Here is a 22,044-nt window from a genome sequence, read left to right on the forward strand (position 1 = left end):
GCGCTCGCCGGAGGGTACGCCGTGTTCGACGCGCTCCGATCAAACATTCCCATCGTCGGAACCCTCCTTCGCCGAGGTGAGCGCGGCGGTTCGCTTCGTGGCGGACTTCGCCTTGGCCTTGAGTGCCTTCCGGCGCGGCGTTGTCTCCGGCACCTTCAGATCCAGCGGCGGCACCGGGTACCCGCCGCCGGTGATCGGCACCGAGTCCTCGTCGGGAACCCGGCGCTCCGGCAGCAGCAGCGACAGCAGCACGATCACCACGATGGCGATCCCACCGATCACCAGGATCTGCCCGGTGGACACGTTGCCCTGGTTGCGGATGGCGCGCACCGCGGCGATGAGCACGAGCCAGCCGAGCGCCGCCGGCACCAGGACCTTCCAGCCCAGCTTCATGAACTGGTCGTAGCGGAAGCGCGGCAGCGTGGCGCGCAGCCAGATGAAGCCGAACAGCAGGATGAACATCTTGCCGAAGAACCACAGCACCGGCCACCAGCCGGTGTTGAGCACACCGCCACCGATCGCCGACAGCGGCCATGGCGCCATCCAGCCACCGAGGAACAGCGTGGTCGCGAACGCCGAGACGATGACCATGTTGGTGTACTCGGCGAGGAAGAACATCGCGAACTTCATCGAGTTGTACTCGGTGTGGAAGCCGCCGACGAGCTCGGATTCGGCTTCCGGCAGGTCGAACGGTGCCCGGTTGGTCTCGCCGACCATCGAGATCACGTAGATGACGAAGCTCGGCAGCAGCAGGTAGAAGTACCAGCCGCTGCGCTGGGCGTCGACGATCTGGCCGGTGGCCAGCGACTGGGCGTACAGCGCGACGCCGACGATCGAAAGGCCCATCGCGATCTCGTAGGAGATCACCTGCGCGGCCGAGCGCATGCCGCCAAGCAGCGGGTACGGCGAACCGGACGACCAGCCGGCCAGCACGATGCCGAACACGCCGATCGACGCACCCGCGAGGACGAGCAGCACGCCAACGGGCAGTTCGACCAGCTGCAGCACGGTCCGCTCGCCGAAGATCGAAACCTCCGGCCCGAACGGGATCGCGGCGAGGCCGATCAGAGCGGGCACCACGGCGATCACCGGCGCCAGGAAGTACACCTTGCGGTCGGCGGTATCCGGGATCACCTGCTCCTTGAACGGCAGCTTGATCGCGTCCGCAATGGACTGCAGCATGCCGTAAGGGCCGACCCGGTTGGGCCCCGGCCGGTTCTGCATCCGGCCGATGATCTTGCGGTCGGCCAGGATCAGGCCGACGGTCATGATCGGGCCGATGAGCATGAGCACGACGGCCTTGAGCAGGATCAGCCACAGCGGGTCGTCCGCGAGCAGCTCGGCCCTGGTCATGGGTTCCTGTGCCTGAGCGAGCAGTGGGGTCAGCGAGGTCACTGTTCACCTCCAGCCGCGATCGAGACGATGGCGCCATGCCCGGCACCGAGACTGGCGCGGACCTTCGAGCCCGCGGAGTTGCCCGGCAGCCACACCACACCGTCCGGCAGGTCGGCGACCTCGACCGGCAACGTGATGGCACCGCGAGCGGTGGACACCGTCACGCGCCCGTCCAGCCCAGCCGCGGTGGCGGCGGACATTCTGGCCACCACCGGCCGCGCGGTCCCGGCGAGGTGCGGCTCGTCCACCTGCAGCGAACCGTCGTCGAGCAACTGCCGCCAGGTCGCCAGCACCGCCTGCCCCGCACCCGGTGTCGCCGCTGCCGCGTGCGGTACGTCCGGAGGAGCAGCCCCCAAGGCCACCTTGGTTGCGTTGAGCGCAACTATGGTGGCCTTGGGGGCCAATTGCGCGAGGTCGCCGGCCGCTGCGGCGGGGGTTTGGGTGAAGAGGTCGGCGTCCATTTCGACGCCGAGGGTGTCGAGCACCCGGCAGTCGGGCAGCGCGCCGGTTCCCTCCAGCGTCACCGGGAACTCGCGGCGGCGGCCTTCCCAGTTGAGGTAGCTGCCCGTCTTCTCGTCGACCGGCGCGATCGGCAGCACCACGTCGGCGTACTCGGTCACCGCGCTGGGCCGCAGTTCGAGGCTCACCACGAAGGTCGCCGCGGCGAGCGCCTTGCGCGCCAGCTGCGGGTCCGGCAGGTCGTCGGGGTCGACGCCGCCGACCAGCAGACCGTCCAGGTCCCGCGTCACCAGCGCGTTCAGCATGCCGGTGGTGTCCCGACCAGGCTCGGCCGGCAGCGCGCCCTCCGGCAGTCCCCACGCGTGCTCGACCTCGGTCCGTGCCGCAGCATCGACGACCGCCCGCCCGAACGGCAGCAGGGCAGGCAGCGCCCCGGCCTCCAGCGCTCCTCGCTCACCGGCCCGGCGCGGGATCCACGCCAGCCGGGCCCCGGTGCGCTCGGACAACCGGTGCAGCGCGGAGAACAGGCCCGGCACCTCGGCGGCCCGCTCGCCCACCAGCACGACCGCGCCCTCGGTACGGAGCCGCTCGTCGAGATCCGGTGCGTGCTGAGCGATGCCCTCGATCGCCCCGGCCTCGCCGCCGGGTACACACGCGAGCAGCTCACCGAACGTCTTCTGCACCGCGGGGGTCGTCCACTGTCCGATGTGGACCACCTTGGTGCCGTACTTGCGAGCGCCCTTGCGCAACCGCAGGAAGACGGCAGGCGCCTCCTCCTCCGGTTCCAGCACCACGCACAGCACCACCGGCGCGTGCTCCAGCTGGCGGAAGGTGACCCCGTCATCAGGGGTGGTGTTGACGACTCGCGCGGCGAGGAAGTCCAGCTCCTCCGCCGAATGCGCGCGGGCCCGGAAGTCGATGTCGTGCGTGCGTAGTGCGACGCGGGCGAACTTGCTGTAGGCGTAGGCGTCCTCGACGGTGAGCCTGCCGCCGGGCAGCACGCCGACACCCCGGCCGTCGCGGGCCTTCGCCAGGCCCTCGGCGGCCACGCTGAGCGCCTGCGTCCACGGCGCCTCCACCAGCTCGCCGGTCTCCCGGTCACGCACCAGCGGTGTGCGGATCCGGTCGGCGGCGGTGGCGTAGCGGAACGCGAAGCGGCCCTTGTCGCAGATCCACTCCTCGTTGACCTCGGGGTCCTCGCCTGCGAGCCTGCGCATCACCGAGCCACGCCGGAAGTCGGTGCGCTCGGCGCAGCCGGACGAGCAGTGCTCGCACACACTCTGCGAGGACACCAGGTCGAACGGCCGCGAACGGAACCGGTACTGCGCACTGGTCAGCGCGCCCACAGGGCAGATCTGGATGGTGTTGCCGGAGAAGTAGCTCTGGAACGGTTTGCCCGAGGACGTGTGCGAGGCCTGGTCGTAAAGCTCTGCGGTTTCGGCGGTGCCGATCTGCTGGTGCGCACCGCGCTCGAGCAGCTCGATGAACGGGTCGCCCGCGATCTGCGCCGAGAAGCGGGTGCAGCGCTGGCACAGCACGCACCGCTCGCGGTCCAGCAGCACCTGGGTCGAGATCGGCAGCGGTTTGGGGAACGTGCGTTTGGTGTCGTGGAAGCGGGATTCCGCCCTGCCGTGTGCCATCGCCTGGTTCTGCAGCGGGCACTCACCGCCCTTGTCACAGATCGGGCAGTCGAGCGGGTGGTTGATCAGCAGCAGTTCCATGACACCCTGCTGTGCCTTGTCGGCGACCGGCGAGGTGCGCTGTGTCTTGACGACCATGCCGTCGGCGACGGTCATCGTGCAGGAGGCCTGCGGCTTCGGCATGGGCCTGCCGCCCAGCTCCACCTCCACCAGGCACTGCCGGCACGCACCCGCCGGGTCGAGCAGCGGATGGTCGCAGAACCGGGGGATGACGGTGCCGAGGCGTTCGGCGGTGCGGATGAGCAGCTCGCCCTTGGGGGCGATGACCTCCTCACCGTCGATGGTCAGCTTCACGTAGCCCTCGGGCACCGGGGTGTCCTGGGTCTCCGGCCGGCCGGGTGCGATCGTCATGATGCCTGAGCTCCCACCATTTGCGGGGTCTGGGGCGCGGCCCCGGAAGATACTGCGCGCTTGTTGCTCTCACACAGCGCCAGGAACTCGTCCCGGAAGTACTTGATACCGCTGGTGATCGGGCTGACCGCGCCGTCGCCGAGCGCGCAGAACGACCGGCCGAGGATGTTGTCGCAGACGTCGAGGAGGGTGTCGATGTCCTCCTCGGTGCCGCGACCGTCGACCATCCGCTCCAGGATCTGGGCGAGCCAGTAGGTGCCCTCGCGGCACGGCGTGCACTTGCCGCAGGACTCGTGCTCGTAGAACTTGGTCCACTTCATCACCGCCCACGGCACGGACACGGTCTCGTTGAAGACCTGGACGGCTGTCGTCCCGAGCATGGAACCGGCCTCGGCGGCGCCCTCGAAGTCCAGCGGCACATCGAGGTGCTCGGTGGTGAACAGCGGGGTCGACGAGCCGCCCGGCGTCCAGAACTTCAGCGGGATACCGTCCTTCATCCCGCCGCACAGCTCCAGCAGCTCACGCAGTGTCGTACCGAGCGGCGCCTCGTACTGCCCTGGTCGCTCGACGTGCCCGGAGATCGAGTAGATCTTCGGTCCCGGCGACTTCTCGCGGCCCATCTGGCGGAACCAGTCGGCTCCGCCGTTGATGACGTAGGGCACGCTCGCGATGGTCTCGACGTTGTTGACCGTCGTCGGCGCGGCGTAGAGTCCCGCGGCCGCGGGGAACGGCGGCTTGAGCCGTGGCTGGCCGCGACGGCCCTCCAGCGAGTCGAGCAGCGCCGTCTCCTCACCGCAGATGTAGGCGCCCGCGCCCGCGTGCACGGTGATGTCGAGGTCGAAACCCGAACCGATGATGTCCCTGCCGAGGTAGCCGGCCTGGTACGCCTCGCGCACCGCGGCGTTCAGCCTGCGGAACGGGTGCAGTGCCTCACCACGCACGTAGATGAAGCAGTGGTGCGAGCGCATCGCGTAGGAGGCGATGACGCAGCCCTCGATGAGCGAGTGCGGGTCGGCCATCATCAGCGGGATGTCCTTGCACGTACCCGGTTCGCCCTCGTCGGCGTTGATCACCACGTAGTGGGGCTTGTCCTCGTTGGGCGGCATGAACGACCACTTGACGCCTGCCGGGAAGCCCGCACCGCCGCGACCGCGCAGGCCGGAGTCCTTGACCAGCTGCACGAGCTGCTCGGGCGTGCCGGCGAGTGCCTTGCGCAGCGCCGTGTAGCCCTCGAGCTTCTCGTATGTGGACAGTCGCCATGACTGCGGCGAGAGCCACCGCTTGGTCAGGACCGGGGTCAGCGGGTCCGCACTCATTTCGCCTCCAGATCCGGCAGCGGTACGTCCTCGGGCATCGCCGGCGCCGTCCAGGCGCGCTCGGCGGCCAGCTGCGCGCCCCGCAACGTCTCCACGGCCTGCGAGGGACCGTCGACATCGATCCGGAAGGCCTCGTCGTCTTCCGGGAAGAACCCGGCGAGCTGCAGCTCGACGGACTTGAAGTCGGTCAGCGGCGCCCCGCGCGACGGCGACGGCCTTTCCCCGCGCCGCAACGAATCCACCAGCTCGACCGCGGTCTCGGGTGTCTGGTTGTCGTAGTACTCGTAGTTGACCTGCAGCACCGGCGCAAGGTCGCAGGCGGCGAGGCATTCGGCGTGTTCCAGCATGATCGAGCCGGGCTCACCCGCTTCGCCTGCGACCTCCTCGTGCCCGGCGCCGAGGTGTTCGGAGAGCTTCGCGTAGATCGCGTCACCGCCGAGGGCCGCGCACAGCGTGTTGGTGCACACGCTCACCAGGTGCTCGCCGCACGGCTTGCGCTTGTACATCGTGTAGAACGTGACGACGGCGCTGACCTCTGCTTCGGACAGGTCGAGCTGCTCGGCGCAGAACGCAACGCCCTCCTGGCTGACGTGGCCCTGCACCGACTGCACCAGGTGCAGCATCGGCAGCAGCGCCGACCGTGCCTGAGGGTAGCGGTCGATGAGCTGCTTGGCCTTGGCCTCGACGTCCGGGCCGAACACGTCGTGCTGTGCTGGGTTGTTCTGTGCGGTGGTCACCGGTCAACTCCCCCCATCACCGGGTCGATCGACGCGATGGCGGCGATCACGTCGGCGACGAGCCCGCCTTCCGACATCGCTGGCATGGACTGCAGGTTCACGAAACTCGGTTCGCGTACGTGCACCCGCAGTGGCTTGGTACCACCGTCGGAGACCAGGTGGTAGCCGAGCTCGCCGCGCGGCGACTCCACCGGCACGTACACCTGCCCCGCCGGAACCCGGAAGCCCTCGGTCACCAGCTTGAAGTGATGGATCAGCGATTCCATCGACTGGCCCATGATCTTGCGGACGTGCTCGAGCGAGTTACCCATGCCGTCACTGGACACCGACAGCTGCGCAGGCCACGCGATCTTCTTGTCCTCGACCATGACCGGGCCTGGTTCGAGCTTCTTCAGCACCTGCCGGATGATCCGCAGGGACTGGTGCATCTCCTCGACCCGGATCAGGTAACGCGCCCAGCAGTCCGCCTCTGTCGAGGTCGGCACGTCGAACTCGAACTCCTCGTAGCAGGAGTACGGTTCCACCTTCCGCAGATCCCATGGCAGACCGGCCGAGCGCAGCACCGGCCCGGTGACACCGAGCGCGAGGCAGGCGTCGACGGGCAGGTAACCCACACCCTTGAGCCGGTTGCGCCAGATCGGCTGACCGGTGAACAGCTTGTCGTACAACGGAAGCCGCTCGTCCATCACCTCGCAGAAGCTGGTGACGGCCTCGTGGAAGTCCTCGGGCATGTCCTGCGCGAGCCCGCCCGGCCGGATGAACGCGTGGTTCATCCGCAGGCCGGTGAGATGTTCGAGCAGGTGCAGTACCTCCTCGCGCTCACGGAACCCGAGCGTCATCGCGGTGATCGCGCCGAGCTCCATGCCACCGGTGGCGATGTAGACCAGGTGGGAGCCGATGCGGTTGAGCTCCAGCAGCAACACGCGCAGCAGCTGCGCCCGCCGCGGCGCCTCGATGCCTAGCAGCTTCTCCACCGCGAGGCAGTAGCCCATCTCGTTGGACAGCGGCGCGAGGTAGTCCATGCGCGTCACGAACGTGACGCCCTGGGTCCAGGTCCGGTACTCGCAGTTCTTCTCGATCCCGGTGTGCAGGTAGCCGATGACCGAGCGCAGCTGCGTGACGGTCTCGCCCTCCATCTCCAGCACGAGCCGGAGCACGCCGTGCGTCGACGGGTGCTGCGGGCCCATGTTGATGACCATGCGCTCGTCGTGCGTCGCGTCGGAGAGGACGTCTTCCCAGTCACCGCCGCTGACCGTGTAGACCCGGCCCTCGGTGGTGTCCCGGTGCTCGGCGTAGGAATCGGCCGTGGTGTCGGCTACGTGATCGCTCGCAGAGTTCATTTCGCCTCCAGCGGGAATGAGTGCTTCGGCGTCATGAGTACGACCTCCGCTGATCCGGCGGCGGGATCTCCGCGCCCTTGTACTCCACCGGGATTCCGCCGAGCGGGTAGTCCTTGCGCTGCGGGTGACCGTCCCAGTCGTCCGGCATCAGGATCCGGGTGAGTGCCGGGTGACCGTCGTAGACGATCCCGAGCATGTCCCACGTCTCGCGCTCGTGCCAGTCGGCCGTCGGGTAGACGTCCACAATGGATGGCACATGCGGATCGCCGACGTCGAGCGTCACCTCGAGCCGGATGCGCCGCCGGTACGTCATCGACGTCAGGTGGTACACCGAGTGCAGCCGTTGCGGAACGTCGACGCCATAGTCCACACCGGACACCGAGCTGCACAGCTCGAACCGCAGACCGGCATCGTCACGCAGCGTCCGGCAGATCGCGACGAGGTGCTCGCGCGCGACATAGAAGGTGATCTCGCCCCGGTCGACGGTCACCTGCAGGACGGCCTCGGCCGGGATGCCGTTGTCGGCCAGTGCCGCGTAGAACTCGTCGGCGAAGTCGTCGAACCAGTCGCCGTAGGGCCGTTCGGCCGGCGGCGGCGAGTACGCGGGCAACCGCAGCCCGCCGTAGCCGGAGGTGTCCCCCGACCCGGACACGCCGAACATGCCCTTACGCTCGCTGCCGGCGACCACGGGCTGCACAGTCCGCGCCGCCTCGGCATCGCGTGGCTCCAGCCCGGCCTCCGGCTCCTGGCCACCGGTTTCTGGCTTCTCGTCAGGCATGCCGCATCACTTCTTCTTGGCGTACTTGATGGACGAGGGCACGAGCTCGGTCTGCGCCCCACTCGCGGCACGCAGGGCGGCGCGGCCCGGAGTGAGTGGCTCGTCCTGGATCTTGGCGTGCAGCTTGAGGATCGCGTCGAGCAACATCTCGGGCCGCGGCGGGCAGCCCGGCAGGTACATGTCGACCGGGACGATGTGGTCGACACCCTGCACGACGGCGTAGTTGTTGAACATGCCGCCGGACGAGGCGCACACGCCCATCGCGAGCACCCACTTGGGCTCGGCCATCTGGTCGTAGATCTGGCGCAGTACCGGAGCCATCTTCTGGGTCACCCTGCCTGCCACGATCATCAGATCGGCCTGGCGCGGGGTCGCGCTGAAGCGCTCCATGCCGAACCGGGCGATGTCGTAGCGGGACCCGCCCGTGGTCATCATCTCGATGGCGCAGCAGGCGAGGCCGAAGGTCGCGGGCCACAGCGAGTTCTTGCGGGCCCAGTTGACGACACCTTCGAGCTTGGCCAGCAGGATTCCGTTGGGGAGGTTCTCTTCGAGACCCATGATCCTTAATTCCAATCCAGCCCGCCGCGCCGCCACACGTAGGCGTAGGCGAACCCGACGGTCCCGATGAACAGGGCGATCTCGGCGAGACCGAACAACCCGAGTGCGTCCGCGGAGACCGCGAACGGGTAGAGGAACACCATCTCGATGTCGAAGAGGATGAACAGCATCGCCGTGACGTAGTAGGCGACCGGCATCCGGCCTGCTCCCACCAGCGGCTGCGGCGACGGCTCGATGCCGCATTCGTAGGCCGACTGCTTCGCCTTGTTGTAGCGCCGTGGACCGACCAGCGGGCCGAGGAGCACCGAGAACAGCGCGAAGGCGAGCGCCAGTACGAAGATCAGCACCAACGGCAGGTAGATCCCGATGCCGGCGTCCTGGCTCTGCTGAGCCAGCACCGCTGCCGAGGTAACCGAGGAGTTCACTGCGGCACCATCCTTTCCGCGCCGCTGCGTTACGGACGTGTTCTGTGCAACTTCTGGCGGCACCCTAAGGGACCTTGGTCACACCGCTGAGGGTTAGGGCACCCTTACCGACGGTGCTCAACCGCCTCGGTCGCGACAGGCGCGCAGGCGGGAGCTTGTGAAAGTATTCACAAGCTTCCCGAAGAAGTTGTGAAGCGGTTCACAAAGCATGGGTTAAGTGTAGGACGCAACTCACACCGCTGTCGCTACTCCCAGCGGCAGAACCCCACCTGACCGCAACGACACCTGGTTGCCCAAACACGTGCTTCACACCGCCGCGACCTGCACAAAAAGGGCAGCGCCACCGACACGCCGGAGCCCAGTACACGCGTACTGTGAGCTATCCCACGATCGGAAAGGTCCTCAGGCGCTGGGCGTGACGCGTGCGAGCAACGAGATCAGTCGGTCGACGCCGTCGCCGCCCTTGGCGTCGTAGCAGCCGGAGAGGCCCTTGTAGACGAGCGGGATCAGCGGGGTGACACGCAGGCCGTACTTGGTCGCGACGCGCATGACCTTCGGCTTGCCGATGGCCTTGGCGAACAGGTTCCCGAGCCGGTAGTACCCGCCCATCAGGTCGGCGAGCGCCCTCGGGTACCCGCTCAGCGCTCGTTCCCTCGACGGTCCCTCCGGCCGGGCGAGTGCCTGGACGACGTGTTCGGCGGCCAGCTGCGCCGACTCCATCGCCGCCGAGATGCCCTCGCCGTTGAAGGGGCTCACCATGCCGCCCGCGTCCCCGAGCAGCAACAGCCCTGCCCGGTAATGCGGGGTGCGGTTGAAGCCCATGGGCAGCCCGGCGCCGCCGATCTTGCCAACCGCGTTCTCCTCGCGGTAGCCCCATTCCGCAGGCGTCGAGTCCAGCCACGACCGCAGCAGCGCCCGGTAGTCGGTGTTGCGGAACGCCGCCGACGTCGAGAGCATGCCGAGCCCGACGTTGACGGTGCCATCGCCGAGCGGGAACGCCCAGCCGTAACCGGGCAGCAGCTTCGGCCTGCGTGGATCGCTGCGATCCCACAGTTCGAGGTGGCCTTCGATGAAGGCGTCGTCGTGCTGTGGGCTCCGGTAGTAGCGCCGTACCGCCACGCCCATCGGGCGCTTGTCGTGCTTGTCGATCCCGACCGACAACGCCAGCCGCGCGGACACACCGTCACAGGCCAGCACGAGCGGCGCCCGGTAGCTGACCGGGCGCTTGTCCTCGCCGGAGCGGCCTTCGACGCCGACCACGCGGCCGGTGCGCTCGTCAGTGAGCGCGCCGGTGACCGTGGTGCGCTCCTGCAGGCGGGCGCCCGCCTTGACGGCGGTCTTGGCGAGCAGGTCGTCGAAGTCGTGCCGGGTGCGCGACACACCGTAGGGCGGGTAGCTGGTGAGGTCGGGCCAGTCCAGTTCGAGGGTCAGCTCGGCGGTGCGGATGCGCAGGCCCCTGCTGTGCATCCAGCCGGCGTCCTGGCTGGTGTCGATGCCGAGGTCGATGAGCTGCTTGACGCCGCGCGGCGTCAGGCCGTCACCGCACACCTTCTCCCGTGGGAACGTGGTCTTCTCCAGCAGGAGCACATCGACACCCGCGCGGGCGAGGTACGTGGCGGCGGTCGAACCGGCTGGGCCGGCTCCGACGACGATGACCTCGGCGTCCTGAGTCATGCGGGCAAGTCTACGGAAGGCGCCGGTTCTCACTCGGCGGTGACGGTGGCCGGTTTCCGCGCCCGGTGGATCGCGACGACGCCGAACGTGAGGTTCATCCACTCGACGTTGGTCCAGCCCGCCGAGGCGATGATCTCGCCGAGCGCGCGCTGGTCGGGCCAGCTGAGCATCGACTCGGCGAGGTAGCCGTAAGCCTCCGGATTCGACGAGGCGCGGCGGCCGAGCCACGTCATCACGCGCAGGACGAGCTTGCGATACAGGAACCGGATCGGCGGGAACGTGGGCGTCGACACCTCACACACCACCAGCCGTCCGCCGGGCCGCACCACCCTGGCGATCTCGGTGAGCGCCGCCCTGGTGTCGACGAAGTTGCGCAGGCCGAAGGAGATCGTCGCGGCGTCGAAGCTGTCATCGGCGAACGGCAGGCGCAGTGCGTCGGCGGCCACCATCGGCACCTCGCGGTGCAGGCCGCTGCGCAGCATGCCGAGCGAGAAGTCGGCAGCGACGCACCACGCGCCGTTGCCCGCGTACTCCTTCGTCGAGACGCCGGTGCCGGCCGCGAGGTCGAGCACCTTCTCTCCCTCACGCGCGTCGAGAACCCTGGCCGTGATGATGCGCCAGCGACGGTCGAAGCCGAAGGTCATCACGGAGTTCGCGCGGTCGTAACCGGCTGCGACCCCGTCGAACATGGCGGCGACTTCGCGAGGATCCTTGTCCAGGCTCGCTCGTGACATGCCGAGAGTGTAATTGCGAGTTACGCCGCCGGCCTTCGGGTCAGGCGCCGAGGATCGAGAGCATGCCGCGAACCGATGCAGGCCAGGCGAACTCCTCGGCACGCGCGCGGGCCGCGGCGCGGCGGTCGTCCTCCGGTGCGCCGAGCAGGCCCGTGACGGCGGAGGCGAACGCCAGGGCGTGGTCGGCAACCGCCAGCCCGCACCCCGGACTCACGATCTCCCCCAGCGCCGAGGACGCCGAGACCACCACCGGCGTGCCGGATGCCAGTGCTTCGAGCGCCGCGAGCCCGAACGTCTCGTGCGGGCCCGGCGCGAGCGAGACGTCGGCGCTGGCGAGCAGCCGCGCGACCTCCGCACGGTCGGACAGGAAGCCGAGGAAGGTGACCGGCAGGCCCCGCGCCCGGCGTTCCAGTGCGCGGCGCCGCGGTCCGTCCCCCGCGATCACCAGCCGCACCCGAGCACCGGACTCGGTCAGCTCGGCGACAGTGTCCACACTGCGCTCGACATGCTTCTCCGGCGACAGACGTCCACAGTGGACGAGCAGTGCGTCTGCGCCGGCGGACAGCGTGCGCCGCCAGCCCGCGTCCCGCAGCGCGGGGCTGAAGGTGCGCAGGTCCACCCCGAGCGGCACCCGCTCGACGTTCGGCGCGCCGATCCGGTCGAACTCGCCGCGTGCGAACGCCGTGGTGCACACGACCTTGTCGTAGCTCGCCGCCATCCGCCTGTTAGCGGCATCGGCCACCCGGCGGGCCAGCGCGGCGGGCAGCAGGAACTGCTCCAGCAGCCGGTCGAGCCGCTCGTGCGAGATGACCACACTGGGCACGTCGTGGCGGCGCGCCCAGGTGCCCATGCCGCGCAATGTGAGCCGGTCCGACACTTCGAGGCGGTCGGGCTCCAAGGCCCGCAGCAGCCCACGTACGCGGTACGGATCGACGGCGCGGTAACCGCCGGTGCCGGGGATCCGCGGCGCGGGCAGCGCGATGCGGCGCACACCGTTGGGCAGCAGGTCGTCGGCATACCGGGTGCCCGGCACGACGAGTGTCACGCGGTGCCCGCTCGTGACATAGCCGGCGCCCAGGTGGTGCAGCGCGGTCCGCAGGCCACCCGAGCGGGGGCCGTAGAAGTTCGCCAGCTGCACGATGTGCATCACGCCGCCCGGAGCACTCTGCCCTGCACGGCGTCGTAGTGACCGACGAGCTCGGCGCAGACGGCCGGCCAGGTCCGCCGGAGCACTGCCCTGCGCGCTCGCGTGCCCAGCCGGGCTCGCAGGTCCGCATCGCGCAGCTCGCCGACGCGGGTGAGCAGTTCGCTCGCGAACCGTTCCCGCTCGGGCGGCAGCAGGTACCCGGTCGTGCCGTGCTCGACCAGATCACGCGGGCCACCCGCCGCGGGCGCGAGCACCGGAAGGCCCGACGCCATCGCCTCCTGCACGGCCTGGCAGAACGTCTCGTACGGGCCGGTGTGCACGAACACGTCCAAGCTCGCGTAGGCCGTGGCGAGGTCGGTGCCGAACAGCGCGCCGAGAAACGCCGCGTCCGGCAGCGACTCACGCAGACCGGCGAGCTCGGGGCCGTCGCCGACCACCACGACCCGCACACCCTCGGCACCGGCGAGCGTGGCGAGCCGGTCGACCTCCTTCTCCGGGGCGAGCCTGCCCACGAAGCCGACGAGCAGCTCACCATTGGGCGCCAGCCGGGCACGCAGCGACGGATCGGCATGCGCGGGCGAGAACCGTTCGACGTCGACACCCCGGCCCCATCGGTACACCCGCGGCACACCGTGCAGACGCAGCTGGCGCACCGAATGCGTCGACGGTGCCAGCGTCCGGTCGGCCCTGCAGTGCAGGCGGCGCACCCACCGCCAGGCAGCACGCGCACCGAGGCCGAGCCCGTATGCCGTGGCGAAGCCGGCGATGTCGGTCTGGTAGACCGCGACCGTGGGCACGCCGAGACGGCGGGCCGCGGCCAGTCCACTCGCCCCGACCACGAACGGGGATGCCAGATGCACGACGTCAGGGCCGAAAGCCGCGAGCGCGGTGCGCACCGTGCGCGTCGGCACGCCGACGGGCAAGCTGTTCACGACCGGCAGGTCCACGGCAGGGATACGCACCACCGGCACGTCCCGGTACCGCTCGGGTCCGGCGCCCGGAGCGATCACGAGCACGTCGTGACCGCCCTCGCGCAGGTACTCCACTACCCGCAGCACCGAGTTGGTCACGCCGTTCACCTGGGGCAGGAAGCTCTCGGTGACGATGGCGACTCGCACGCACAGCACTGTCCCAGTCCTGCCGGGCACCATGGCCACGCTCACGTAACACACGGGCCAACGGCGCCGGAACTCTTGCCTGGTCACGTCACCCAGGAGAGTCGTTGGCCAATGGCGGGCGGCTTGTCACCTTCGCGTCGTGTTCCCGACACTCGGGATCGCCACGCTAGACCGGCATGACACTCTTGTCTTCCCGCTGGACGCGACCAGCGGAACCAGGCCTGCTGTCCAAGGCCCTCGAGGTCGCCGGCCGGCTGGCGAACGACGCCACGGACGTGATCACCGCGACCGCGGGACGCGGGGCGCAACCCGGCACCAGGGACTCCCCGTTCGACTGGGTCACGGATACCGATCGCACACTCGAGCGGCACACCCGCCGCGTGCTCACCTCGGAGTTCCCCGGCATTCCCGTTGTCGGTGAGGAGCTCGGGGCGGACATGGGCGCCGAGGGGGCCGAGTTCCGCTGGCTGGTCGACCCGGTCGACGGCACCGCCAACTACGTCGCGGGCATGCCATGGTGCGCCTACAGCCTCGCGCTCGTCGACGCGTCCGGCCCGGTGGTCGGCGTGGTAGCCGACCCCTACCGTGGCCAGATCTACGCGGCGGCGAGGGGCCGTGGCATGCGGGCCAACGGTCACCCGGTGCGACTGCCCGAGCGGACAAGGACCGCGGGCAGCATCGTGTGCACCGAGCTCGCGCGCACCGGACCGTGGCAGGGCATGCCCGGCTTCCTGGAGCGGGCCGCGGCAGCACGCGCGGGGGTGCGGGTACTTGGCTCGGCAGCACTGTCGATCACCCAGGTGGCGCTCGGGCATGCGGCGGCGGCTGTGCTGCGCGGTTACCGGGAATGGGACGTCGCGGGCGCGCTCGCTCTGGCCATCGAGGCCGGTGCTGTGGTGCTCGACCAGCACGGCGAGAGCGCAGCCATCCCTGCCGACGGCCTGCTCGTCGCCGCGCCAGCCGTCGCCCACGAGGTCATGTCCTGGTGCTCTGGAACCGTCAACGGGTGAGCTGCCTGTATTGACTCAGTCGTCGTCGGCGAGGAGCGCCTCGACTACCTGGTGAGCGGGTCGGCGGCTTCCCGCACGCGGTCGCGCGACCGCGCGCGGAGCCACCACAGCAACGGGCCCGCGATCAGCCAGGTGACGAGCACCGTGGTGCCCGTCGGCAGCAGAGTCAGCAGCCAGGTGCGGCCCGCGACCTTCGCCAGCTCGGGGTTGGTCGTGTCGTACTCGATCCGGATCAGCTGGCCCGCCTCGAGCCCGCCCGGGTACAGGACACCGTTGGCCGGGCTGTGCGCCACACCGTCCGGCGTCTCGAACCGGATGATCGTCCGGTCGAAGAAGACCTGGTCGACCTGCGCGTTCGTGGCACCGAGGTTGGCCGAGATCGCCCGGTCGTTACGCAGTGCCGCGAAGACGAGCGTTACGCACAGGAGTGTGATGACGCCGGCGACGCCGAGCACCGCCCACACACCGATGCGCAACGCTCGATCGCTCGGGGCACGTCTCACGCGAGCGAGCATATCGGCCGCGGCGCTCACCCAGCGGCGAGCAGCTCGTGCGTGAGCCTCAGCTGCGCGTACGACTTCGGCTCCGGCACGCTCGCCAGGCGCGTGGTGACGGCACCGTTCGGACTCTGCGCCGGCTTGCCCGCGGTGAACAGCCAGGTGTCGAACACGTCGTCCAGCTGGGTGCCGGACAGCTTCTCGGCGAGCGCGACGAACTCGGGGATCGTGCCGTGGCTGTCCTTCTTCTCGTCCAGCCAGGTGCGCAGGAGCTCGAAGAACGTCTCGTCGCCAACGGCTTTGCGCAGCGCGTGCGCAGCGAGCGCGCCACGGTCATAGACGGCGGCGTGGAACTGGTTCGGCGCACCGGGATCGCCCGGCAGCACCTGCCAGAACTCGTCGTCGGCCGGGTACTGCTGGTAGATGTACTCGGCCAGTTCGTCGGCAGTGCCCTCACCGGCGTACTCCGACCACAGGAACTCGGCGTAGGTCGCGAAGCCCTCGTTGAGCCAGATGTCGCTCCACTTGCCCAGCGCCACCGAGTCGCCGAACCATTGGTGGGCGCTCTCGTGCGCGACCACCGCGAGGTTCGAACCGGAGCGGAAGAACCCCGCGTCGTAGACCGAGCGGGTCTGGTTCTCCAGTGCGAAGCCCAGCCCGGTCGTGGCGATGCCGCCCTGCGCCTCGAACGGATAGGGGCCGAAGTGGCCCTCGAGGAACTCCACGACCTCGGGGCTGCGTTCGATGCTGGCCTTCGCGGCGGGCAGGCTCGGTCCGAGCAGCGGGTCGTAGGCGTTGATGAACGGCTGCCCGCTCGGCGTGGTGGACTGCACCACCTCGTAGTCGCCGATCGCGAGGAACGCCAGGTACGTCGCCTGCGGCTCGGTGCTGCGCCAGTTCCAGCGCGTCCAGCCTGCCCGCTGCTTGGTCTTGCGGACCAATGTGCCGTTCGACAGCGCCGACACGTCGTCGGGTACCTCGATCGACACGTCGTAGGTGGCCTTGTCGGTGGGGTGGTCGTTGGAAGGGAACCACCACTCCGCGATGGTCGGCTGGTCGACGGCGAGCGCGCCGGTCGGCGTCTTCTTCCAGGACTGGTAGCCGTCGATGACGATCGAGGAGGGCACGTCCGCATAGGACACGACGACGGTGACGGCCTGGTTCCTGTTCAGCGGCTTGCGTGGGGTCACCACCAGCTCGGTGAAGTCGTCGGGGTCCTTGGCGAACTTCGCCGGCTGGTTGTTCACGCGCACGGAGCTGACCGCGAGCCCGAAGTCGAGGTTGAAGCTGGACAGCTGCTGCGTGGCCGTGGCGAGGATGGTGGTCGTACCGGTCAGCCGGTCGGTGTCCGGCTGGTAGGTGAGCCGGATGTCGTAGTGGGCGACGTCGTACCCGCCGTTGCCCGCGCCAGGGTAGTACGGATCGCCGAGCCCGGGGGCGCCGGCGGCGGGGGCCGCACTAGCCGTGGTCGCCAGGAGAACTGTCGCGAGACCCGTCGCGACGGCGCCGATACCGGCGCGTGTTGGAAGACGCATGGCGGCGAACGCTAGCGAGGATTCGCCGACCGCGGCACCGGCGAAAGAGGGCTATCCGCCAGTAACCGCGGTGCCGACCGCGGCGCGGAGGCGGGCGTGCAGGTCGCGATGTCTGGACCGGTCCACCCGCACCTCCACCACCCGCAGCCCCGACCGCGGCCGTAGCGCCGCGCGGAACTCGGCGAGTGTCTCGGCGAGGGTGTGCTCGACGTGGTAGCCGGCGCAGAGTGCGCCGAGGTCCGCGCCGTGCGGGGTGCCGAAGACCCGCTCGAAGCCGGCGCTGTGCTCGGGCGCCCCCTGTTCGAGCAGCGAGAAGATGCCACCACCGTCGTCGTTGAGCACCACGATCGTCAGGTCGGGTCGCGCCTCCGCCGTCCCGGTGAGCAGGGCGTTGCTGTCGTGCAGGAACGTGAGGTCGCCGAGCAGCGCGTACGCAGGCCCGCGATGCACCGTGGCCGCGCCGATCGCCGTGGAGACCGTGCCGTCGATCCCGGCCACGCCGCGGTTGCGGTGCACGAGCACGTCGGGGCGTAGCCCGCCGGCCAGCGCAACGTCGCGCACCGGGTTCGACGAGCCCACGACGAGCAGCGAGTCCTGCGGCAGCGCCTGCACCAGCTCCTCGGCCACGCGCAGGCCGTTCGGCCACGGCTCGGCCGCCAGCGTCCGGTGCACGGCCTCGGTCGCGGCGGCATCGGCCTGCTGCCAGCGCACGAGCCAGTCGGGATCGGCCGGCTTGGTCGGCTCGTCGAACCACTGCCCGACCTGCCGGACGTTGTGCGCGGGCGCAGGCCAGTCGGAGTCGGGCCGCACGAGCAGCACCTCGATCGACGGGTCGGAGAGCAGCTTCTGTACCTGGCGGAAGACCGTGGGCCTGCCGATGCACAGGACCTGCTCCGGCTTGTTGGCCGCGATGAACTCCTCGACCGCGAGCAGCCACGCGCCGCCCGCGATCGCCGTCGTGCCGCCGAGGCCGAGGCCGCCGGTTTCGGACACCACCGGCCAACCGTGCTGTTCACCCCACTCACTGGCGGCGCGCACGCCCGCATCGCACGCGATCACCAGTCCGTGCCGCGTCGAGGGCACGACGAACGAAGGCAACGCGCCGAAGTCGGGCAGCTCGGTCCAGCGGGCGCCCTGCGGACGGCCGTCGAGTGACTCGTACCAGCTGTCGTCACCGTCGGGGACGAGCGGCTCGCGGAACGGCACGTTGAGGTGCACCGGCCCACAGCGCCACTCACCGTAGGCGGCGTTCCAGGCCCGGCAGATCTGGCTGCGCCAGTACGCGTTCTGTCCCGGCCTGCGCTCGGCGACGGCGAGCTCGTCGAAGTAGCGCACGGCCTCGCCGTAGAGGTTGTTCTGGTCGACGACCTGGTTGGCCCCGGCTGCCCGCAGCTCCGGCGGCCGGTCGGCTGTCAGCACGATCAGCGGCACCCCGGCACGGTCGGCCTCCAGCACCGCGGGGTGGAAGTTCGCGGCGGCCGTTCCCGAGGTGCACACCACGGCGACCGGCCTGCCGGTGCGCGCGGCGATCCCCAGCGCGAGGAAGGCGGCGCCCCGCTCGTCGATACGCACGTGCAGGGTCAGCTTGCCGGCCGCGGCGGCGGTGTGTAGCGCCAGTGACAGCGGCGCGTTGCGCGAGCCGGGGCTGAGGACCACGTGGGACACGGTGTTGCGAACGAGCTCGTCGACAAGGACCCTCGCCTGCGCAGTGGAAGGGTTCACGAGCGAGCCCCCTCAGGCATGGTGGACAGACGGCGGTTCATCATGTGCCACCTCTCCCGGGTGAGTGAGCCGCGGCCACGCATCCGGCGTCACGGATATTCTCCCAAGCGTGCATGACGACCACGTATCGGAACTGTTCGACCCCACCGCATGGACCGAAATCGAGGGTTTCGACTTCACCGACATCACCTACCACCGTTCCACGCAGACCCGATCGGGCAAGCGCGTCGTCCGCGTCGCGTTCGACCGCCCCGAGGTACGTAACGCGTTTCGCCCGCATACCGTCGACGAGCTGTACCGTGCGCTCGACCACGCCAGGATGAGCGCGGATGTCGGCTGTGTCCTGCTCACCGGCAACGGCCCATCCCCCAAGGACGGCGGCTGGGCGTTCTGCTCGGGCGGCGACCAGCGTATTCGCGGCCGCTCCGGCTACCAGTACGCGAGCGGCGAGACGTCCGACACGATCGACCCTGCGCGCGCGGGACGACTCCACATTCTCGAGGTCCAGCGGCTGATCAGGTTCATGCCGAAGGTCGTGATCGCCGTCGTACCGGGCTGGGCCGCCGGTGGCGGACACTCGCTGCACGTGGTGTGTGATCTCACCCTCGCATCGGCCGAGCACGCGCGGTTCAAGCAGACCGACGCCGACGTCGGCTCGTTCGACGGTGGCTTCGGCTCGGCCTACCTGGCGCGGCAGGTGGGGCAGAAGTTCGCGCGCGAGATCTTCTTCCTCGGCCAGGAGTACAGCGCCGAGCAGGCCCACCAGATGGGGGCGGTCAACGCGGCGATCCCGCACGCCGAACTGGAGAAGGTGGCCCTGGAGTGGGCGTGGACCATACTCGGCAAGTCGCCGACCGCGCAGCGCATGCTGAAGTACGCGTTCAACCTGATCGACGACGGCCTGGTGGGCCAGCAGGTGTTCGCGGGCGAGACGACCCGGCTCGCCTACATGCAGGATGAGGCGGTGGAAGGCCGCGACTCGTTCCTGCAGAAGCGAGACCCGGACTGGTCGAAGTTCCCGTACTACTACTGAGCGGGCGTCGCGGACCCGAGCGCGGGACTCGCCGGTCCGGGCGGGCAACTCGCCGGCCCGGGCGGGCAACTCGCGGACCCGGGCGGGCAACTCGCGGGCCTGAGCGGGGGACTCGCGAGTGGGAGCGGGGGACTCGCGGTGGAAGGAGGGGCGATGCGGCTGGTCTTCACGGATGGCAGCCCGGAATCCGTTGGCGAGCTGGGTGCCGCGGTACTCGCGGCACTCGACGGCGGCCCTGCCGTCCTCCCCCTCGACCCGCGCAACCCAGCCGCGGCGCGGGTACAGGCGGCACTGCGGCCGGACCAGCCCACGGAGCCGGACACCGCCGTCGTCATCCCGACGTCCGGCTCCGCCGGGGAACCGAAGGGCGTGCTGCTGTCGGCCCGTGCCCTGCTGACCTCCGCGCGCGCGACACACGACCGGCTCGGCGGACCCGGCCGCTGGCTGCTCGCCACACCCGCCAACTACATCGGTGGCCTGCAGGTTCTGGTCCGCGCCCACCTCGCAGGTACGACACCGGTGGTGCTGGACACCTCGGCGGGTTTCCACCCCGACGCCTTCGCCGCGGCCGCCCGTACCCTGCTCGCCTCCCCCGGCCCGCACTACACCGCACTGGTACCCACCCAGCTCGCGCGGCTGCTCGACGCGGGCGGTGCCCACGCGGCGAGCTTCGATGCGATCGTGCTGGGCGGGGCCGCGCTCGACGACCGGCTCCGCGAGCGCGCGCACGACGCCGGCGTGCGGATCGTCTCCGCCTACGGCATGAGCGAGACGGCCAGCGGCTGCGTCTACGAGGGCGTCCCGTTGGACGGCGTGCGCGTACGGCTCGGCGACGGTGACCGCATCGAGCTCTCCGGCAGCGTCCTCGCACACGGCTACCGGCTACGACCCGATCTGAGCGCCACGGCGTTCGCGGGCGGCTGGTTCCGGACGAGCGACGTCGGCCGCCTCCACGGCGACGGGCGCCTCGAGGTACTCGGCCGCGCGGACGACGTGCTCAACACCGGCGGGGTGAAGATCCCGGCGCGCAGCGTGGAGCTGGCGCTGCTGCGCCATCCCGGTGTTCGCGCGGCCTGTGTGGTGGGGTTGCCGGATCCGGAATGGGGGCAGCTCGTCGCCGCCGCCGTGGTCACCGCTGATCCGCCGCCGCCGGTGGCCGAGCTGCGCGAGGCGGTACGAGCCGAACTCGGCAGGCCCGCGGTGCCGAAGCTCCTGCGCTACGTCTCCGAGCTGCCGCTGATCGGACCGGGCAAGATCGACCGCGCCGCGGTACGAACCACCCTGCGGGGGTAACCCGGCTGGCTGGCATGCCGCGGCACTACGTCGTGGTTCGTTGACACGCCACCCGCCGCGGCTTTGGCTGCCGACCGTGCCTCGAAGAAAACGCAGGTCAACGGCGTTGACCGCGGTGACAGCGCTGAGCGGTCTCCTGCTCTCACTCGGCCCGGAGACCGCACGGGCCACCAGCTCGGTGACCTGGACACTCCACGTTCCACGCGCCGACATCGCGTTCGCGACGACGACACCGGAAGCGACCGGGCTCTACGACTTCCCCGCACGGCGGCTGGACGTGGCGGTCAACACCGTCACCGCAACCGTGCCCGGCGACGGGATCGCCGTCGACGTACGCGGGCAGCGGGCCGACGGCAGTTGGTCGGAATGGGTCGAGATCCTCGCGGACAACCCCGCGGTGCTACCCGAGAGCACCACATCGGTGCAGACCCGGCTGGTCCTGACACCCGGCACAGCGCCGCGCGGGGTGGACCTCACCGCATGGCACGACGGCGCCGCGCGCACCGCAGCCGCCACACCGTACGGCACCACGTTCCGGCTGTTCGCCACACGCGAGGGGCTGGTGGGCGGGACCACCGCGAACGGTCACGTGATCGTCGAGCGCGACCATTTCGTGGCATTGCCATCACGGCGCGGGCTCGCACCCCGTGGCGAGGGCAGCTACACCGTGAAGGTGTGCACACTCGACAACGCGCGTTGCGAGTGGGCGCCGGTGTGGGACGTCGGACCGTGGAACACCAAGGACGACCACTGGAATGACGACCGCGAGTCGTGGCGGGACCTGCCGCACGGTGAACCGCAGGCGCAGGCCGCCTACGAGGACGGGTACAACGGCGGGCGGGACCAGTTCGGGCGGACGGTGAAGAACCCGGCCGGTATCGATCTCGCCGATGGGACGTTCTGGGACGGCCTGCAGCTGCCCACGAACACCTGGGTGAACGTGACCTACCAGTGGACCGGATACGGGCCATGGGGCACGGTCGAGACCGTCGGAACGTCGCTCAACGTGCGCACCGCACCCACCACCGCGGCGGAGAAGGCCGGCTTCGCCGCAAGCACTGCCGAGGTCCGCATCGAGTGCTTCCTGACCGGCACAGCCGTGGATGGTTCGCAGGGTTTCTCCGACCGCTGGTACCGGCTCGCCCCCGGCAAGTACGTCGCCGCCGCCTACGTCCGCTCCGGGATCGCCCCTCCGCCGTGTTGATCGGGGCATGGCGAAGAA

Annotated in this window: 19 protein-coding genes; 4 read left to right on the top strand and 15 right to left on the bottom strand. The window is 69.9% G+C overall.

Annotated elements, in window-relative coordinates; genetic code table 11:
• Nucleotides 1-39: 39 nt before the first annotated feature.
• The 12 genes from nuoH to ABZ863_RS01045 form a co-directional block, all read right to left on the bottom strand.
• Nucleotides 40-1,353: an NADH-quinone oxidoreductase subunit NuoH gene (gene nuoH / locus ABZ863_RS00990; RefSeq protein ID WP_358530448.1), complete on the bottom strand. Its 1,314-nt coding sequence runs from the start codon at nt 1,351-1,353 to the stop codon at nt 40-42.
• 38 nt (nt 1,354-1,391) lie between these two features.
• Nucleotides 1,392-3,905 carry an NADH-quinone oxidoreductase subunit G gene (locus ABZ863_RS00995; protein WP_358529389.1) on the bottom strand — a complete coding sequence of 838 codons (2,514 nt, stop codon included), beginning with the start codon at nt 3,903-3,905 and terminating at the stop codon, nt 1,392-1,394.
• Nucleotides 3,902-5,221: an NADH-quinone oxidoreductase subunit NuoF gene (nuoF, locus tag ABZ863_RS01000; protein ID WP_358529392.1), complete on the bottom strand. Its 1,320-nt coding sequence runs from the start codon at nt 5,219-5,221 to the stop codon at nt 3,902-3,904. The genes ABZ863_RS00995 and nuoF overlap by 4 nt, the downstream gene beginning before the upstream one ends.
• Entirely contained in the window at nt 5,218-5,958 is a 741-nt protein-coding gene (nuoE, locus tag ABZ863_RS01005; protein WP_358529395.1) for an NADH-quinone oxidoreductase subunit NuoE, read from the bottom strand. The genes nuoF and nuoE overlap by 4 nt, the downstream gene beginning before the upstream one ends.
• A complete protein-coding gene (locus tag ABZ863_RS01010; RefSeq protein ID WP_358529398.1) occupies nt 5,955-7,298 on the bottom strand; it encodes an NADH-quinone oxidoreductase subunit D in 1,344 nt (447 codons plus the stop codon). The genes nuoE and ABZ863_RS01010 overlap by 4 nt, the downstream gene beginning before the upstream one ends.
• A 31-nt stretch (nt 7,299-7,329) precedes the next feature.
• Complete coding sequence (locus ABZ863_RS01015) at nt 7,330-8,076, bottom strand: NADH-quinone oxidoreductase subunit C (protein WP_358529400.1); 747 nt, start codon at nt 8,074-8,076, stop codon at nt 7,330-7,332.
• 6 nt (nt 8,077-8,082) lie between these two features.
• Entirely contained in the window at nt 8,083-8,634 is a 552-nt protein-coding gene (locus tag ABZ863_RS01020) for an NADH-quinone oxidoreductase subunit B family protein (RefSeq protein WP_358529402.1), read from the bottom strand.
• A 5-nt stretch (nt 8,635-8,639) separates the two neighbouring features.
• Nucleotides 8,640-9,059, bottom strand: a complete 420-nt coding sequence (locus ABZ863_RS01025; RefSeq protein ID WP_358529405.1) for an NADH-quinone oxidoreductase subunit A — start codon at nt 9,057-9,059, stop codon at nt 8,640-8,642.
• A 402-nt stretch (nt 9,060-9,461) separates the two neighbouring features.
• Nucleotides 9,462-10,733 (bottom strand): geranylgeranyl reductase family protein, encoded by a 1,272-nt coding sequence (locus ABZ863_RS01030; protein ID WP_358529408.1) that lies wholly within the window; start codon nt 10,731-10,733, stop codon nt 9,462-9,464.
• A gap of 29 nt (nt 10,734-10,762) precedes the next feature.
• Complete coding sequence (locus tag ABZ863_RS01035; RefSeq protein ID WP_358529410.1) at nt 10,763-11,467, bottom strand: demethylmenaquinone methyltransferase; 705 nt, start codon at nt 11,465-11,467, stop codon at nt 10,763-10,765.
• A gap of 40 nt (nt 11,468-11,507) precedes the next feature.
• Complete coding sequence (locus tag ABZ863_RS01040; protein ID WP_358530451.1) at nt 11,508-12,614, bottom strand: glycosyltransferase; 1,107 nt, start codon at nt 12,612-12,614, stop codon at nt 11,508-11,510.
• Nucleotides 12,614-13,732 (bottom strand): glycosyltransferase family 1 protein, encoded by a 1,119-nt coding sequence (locus ABZ863_RS01045; protein ID WP_358529413.1) that lies wholly within the window; start codon nt 13,730-13,732, stop codon nt 12,614-12,616. The genes ABZ863_RS01040 and ABZ863_RS01045 overlap by 1 nt, the downstream gene beginning before the upstream one ends.
• A gap of 176 nt (nt 13,733-13,908) precedes the next feature.
• Between ABZ863_RS01045 and ABZ863_RS01050 the strand changes: the two genes are divergently transcribed.
• On the top strand, nt 13,909-14,742 hold the full coding sequence (locus tag ABZ863_RS01050; protein WP_358529416.1) for an inositol monophosphatase: 834 nt from the start codon (nt 13,909-13,911) through the stop codon (nt 14,740-14,742).
• Between the two features lie 44 nt (nt 14,743-14,786).
• On the opposite strand, the gene ABZ863_RS01055 is transcribed toward ABZ863_RS01050, so the two are convergent.
• Genes ABZ863_RS01055 through menD form a run of 3 tightly spaced genes read right to left on the bottom strand, consistent with a single transcriptional unit; the run spans nt 14,787 to nt 18,496 of the window.
• Nucleotides 14,787-15,257 carry a DUF3592 domain-containing protein gene (locus tag ABZ863_RS01055; RefSeq protein WP_358529419.1) on the bottom strand — a complete coding sequence of 157 codons (471 nt, stop codon included), beginning with the start codon at nt 15,255-15,257 and terminating at the stop codon, nt 14,787-14,789.
• A gap of 14 nt (nt 15,258-15,271) precedes the next feature.
• Nucleotides 15,272-16,774: a M1 family metallopeptidase gene (locus ABZ863_RS01060; protein ID WP_358529421.1), complete on the bottom strand. Its 1,503-nt coding sequence runs from the start codon at nt 16,772-16,774 to the stop codon at nt 15,272-15,274.
• A gap of 51 nt (nt 16,775-16,825) precedes the next feature.
• Entirely contained in the window at nt 16,826-18,496 is a 1,671-nt protein-coding gene (gene menD, locus ABZ863_RS01065; protein ID WP_358529424.1) for a 2-succinyl-5-enolpyruvyl-6-hydroxy-3-cyclohexene-1-carboxylic-acid synthase, read from the bottom strand.
• A 109-nt stretch (nt 18,497-18,605) separates the two neighbouring features.
• Here menD and ABZ863_RS01070 point away from each other — a divergent pair, with 109 nt between their 5' ends.
• The 3 genes from ABZ863_RS01070 (at nt 18,606) to ABZ863_RS01080 (ending at nt 22,026) form a co-directional block, all read left to right on the top strand.
• Entirely contained in the window at nt 18,606-19,529 is a 924-nt protein-coding gene (locus tag ABZ863_RS01070; RefSeq protein ID WP_358529426.1) for a 1,4-dihydroxy-2-naphthoyl-CoA synthase, read from the top strand.
• 153 nt (nt 19,530-19,682) lie between these two features.
• Complete coding sequence (gene menE, locus ABZ863_RS01075) at nt 19,683-20,822, top strand: o-succinylbenzoate--CoA ligase (protein ID WP_358529429.1); 1,140 nt, start codon at nt 19,683-19,685, stop codon at nt 20,820-20,822.
• Between the two features lie 115 nt (nt 20,823-20,937).
• Complete coding sequence (locus tag ABZ863_RS01080) at nt 20,938-22,026, top strand: hypothetical protein (protein WP_358530454.1); 1,089 nt, start codon at nt 20,938-20,940, stop codon at nt 22,024-22,026.
• Nucleotides 22,027-22,044: the final 18 nt, after the last annotated feature.

The sequence above is a fragment of the Saccharomonospora sp. NPDC046836 genome (genome assembly GCF_040645195.1).
Lineage (GTDB): Bacteria > Actinomycetota > Actinomycetes > Mycobacteriales > Pseudonocardiaceae > Prauserella_A.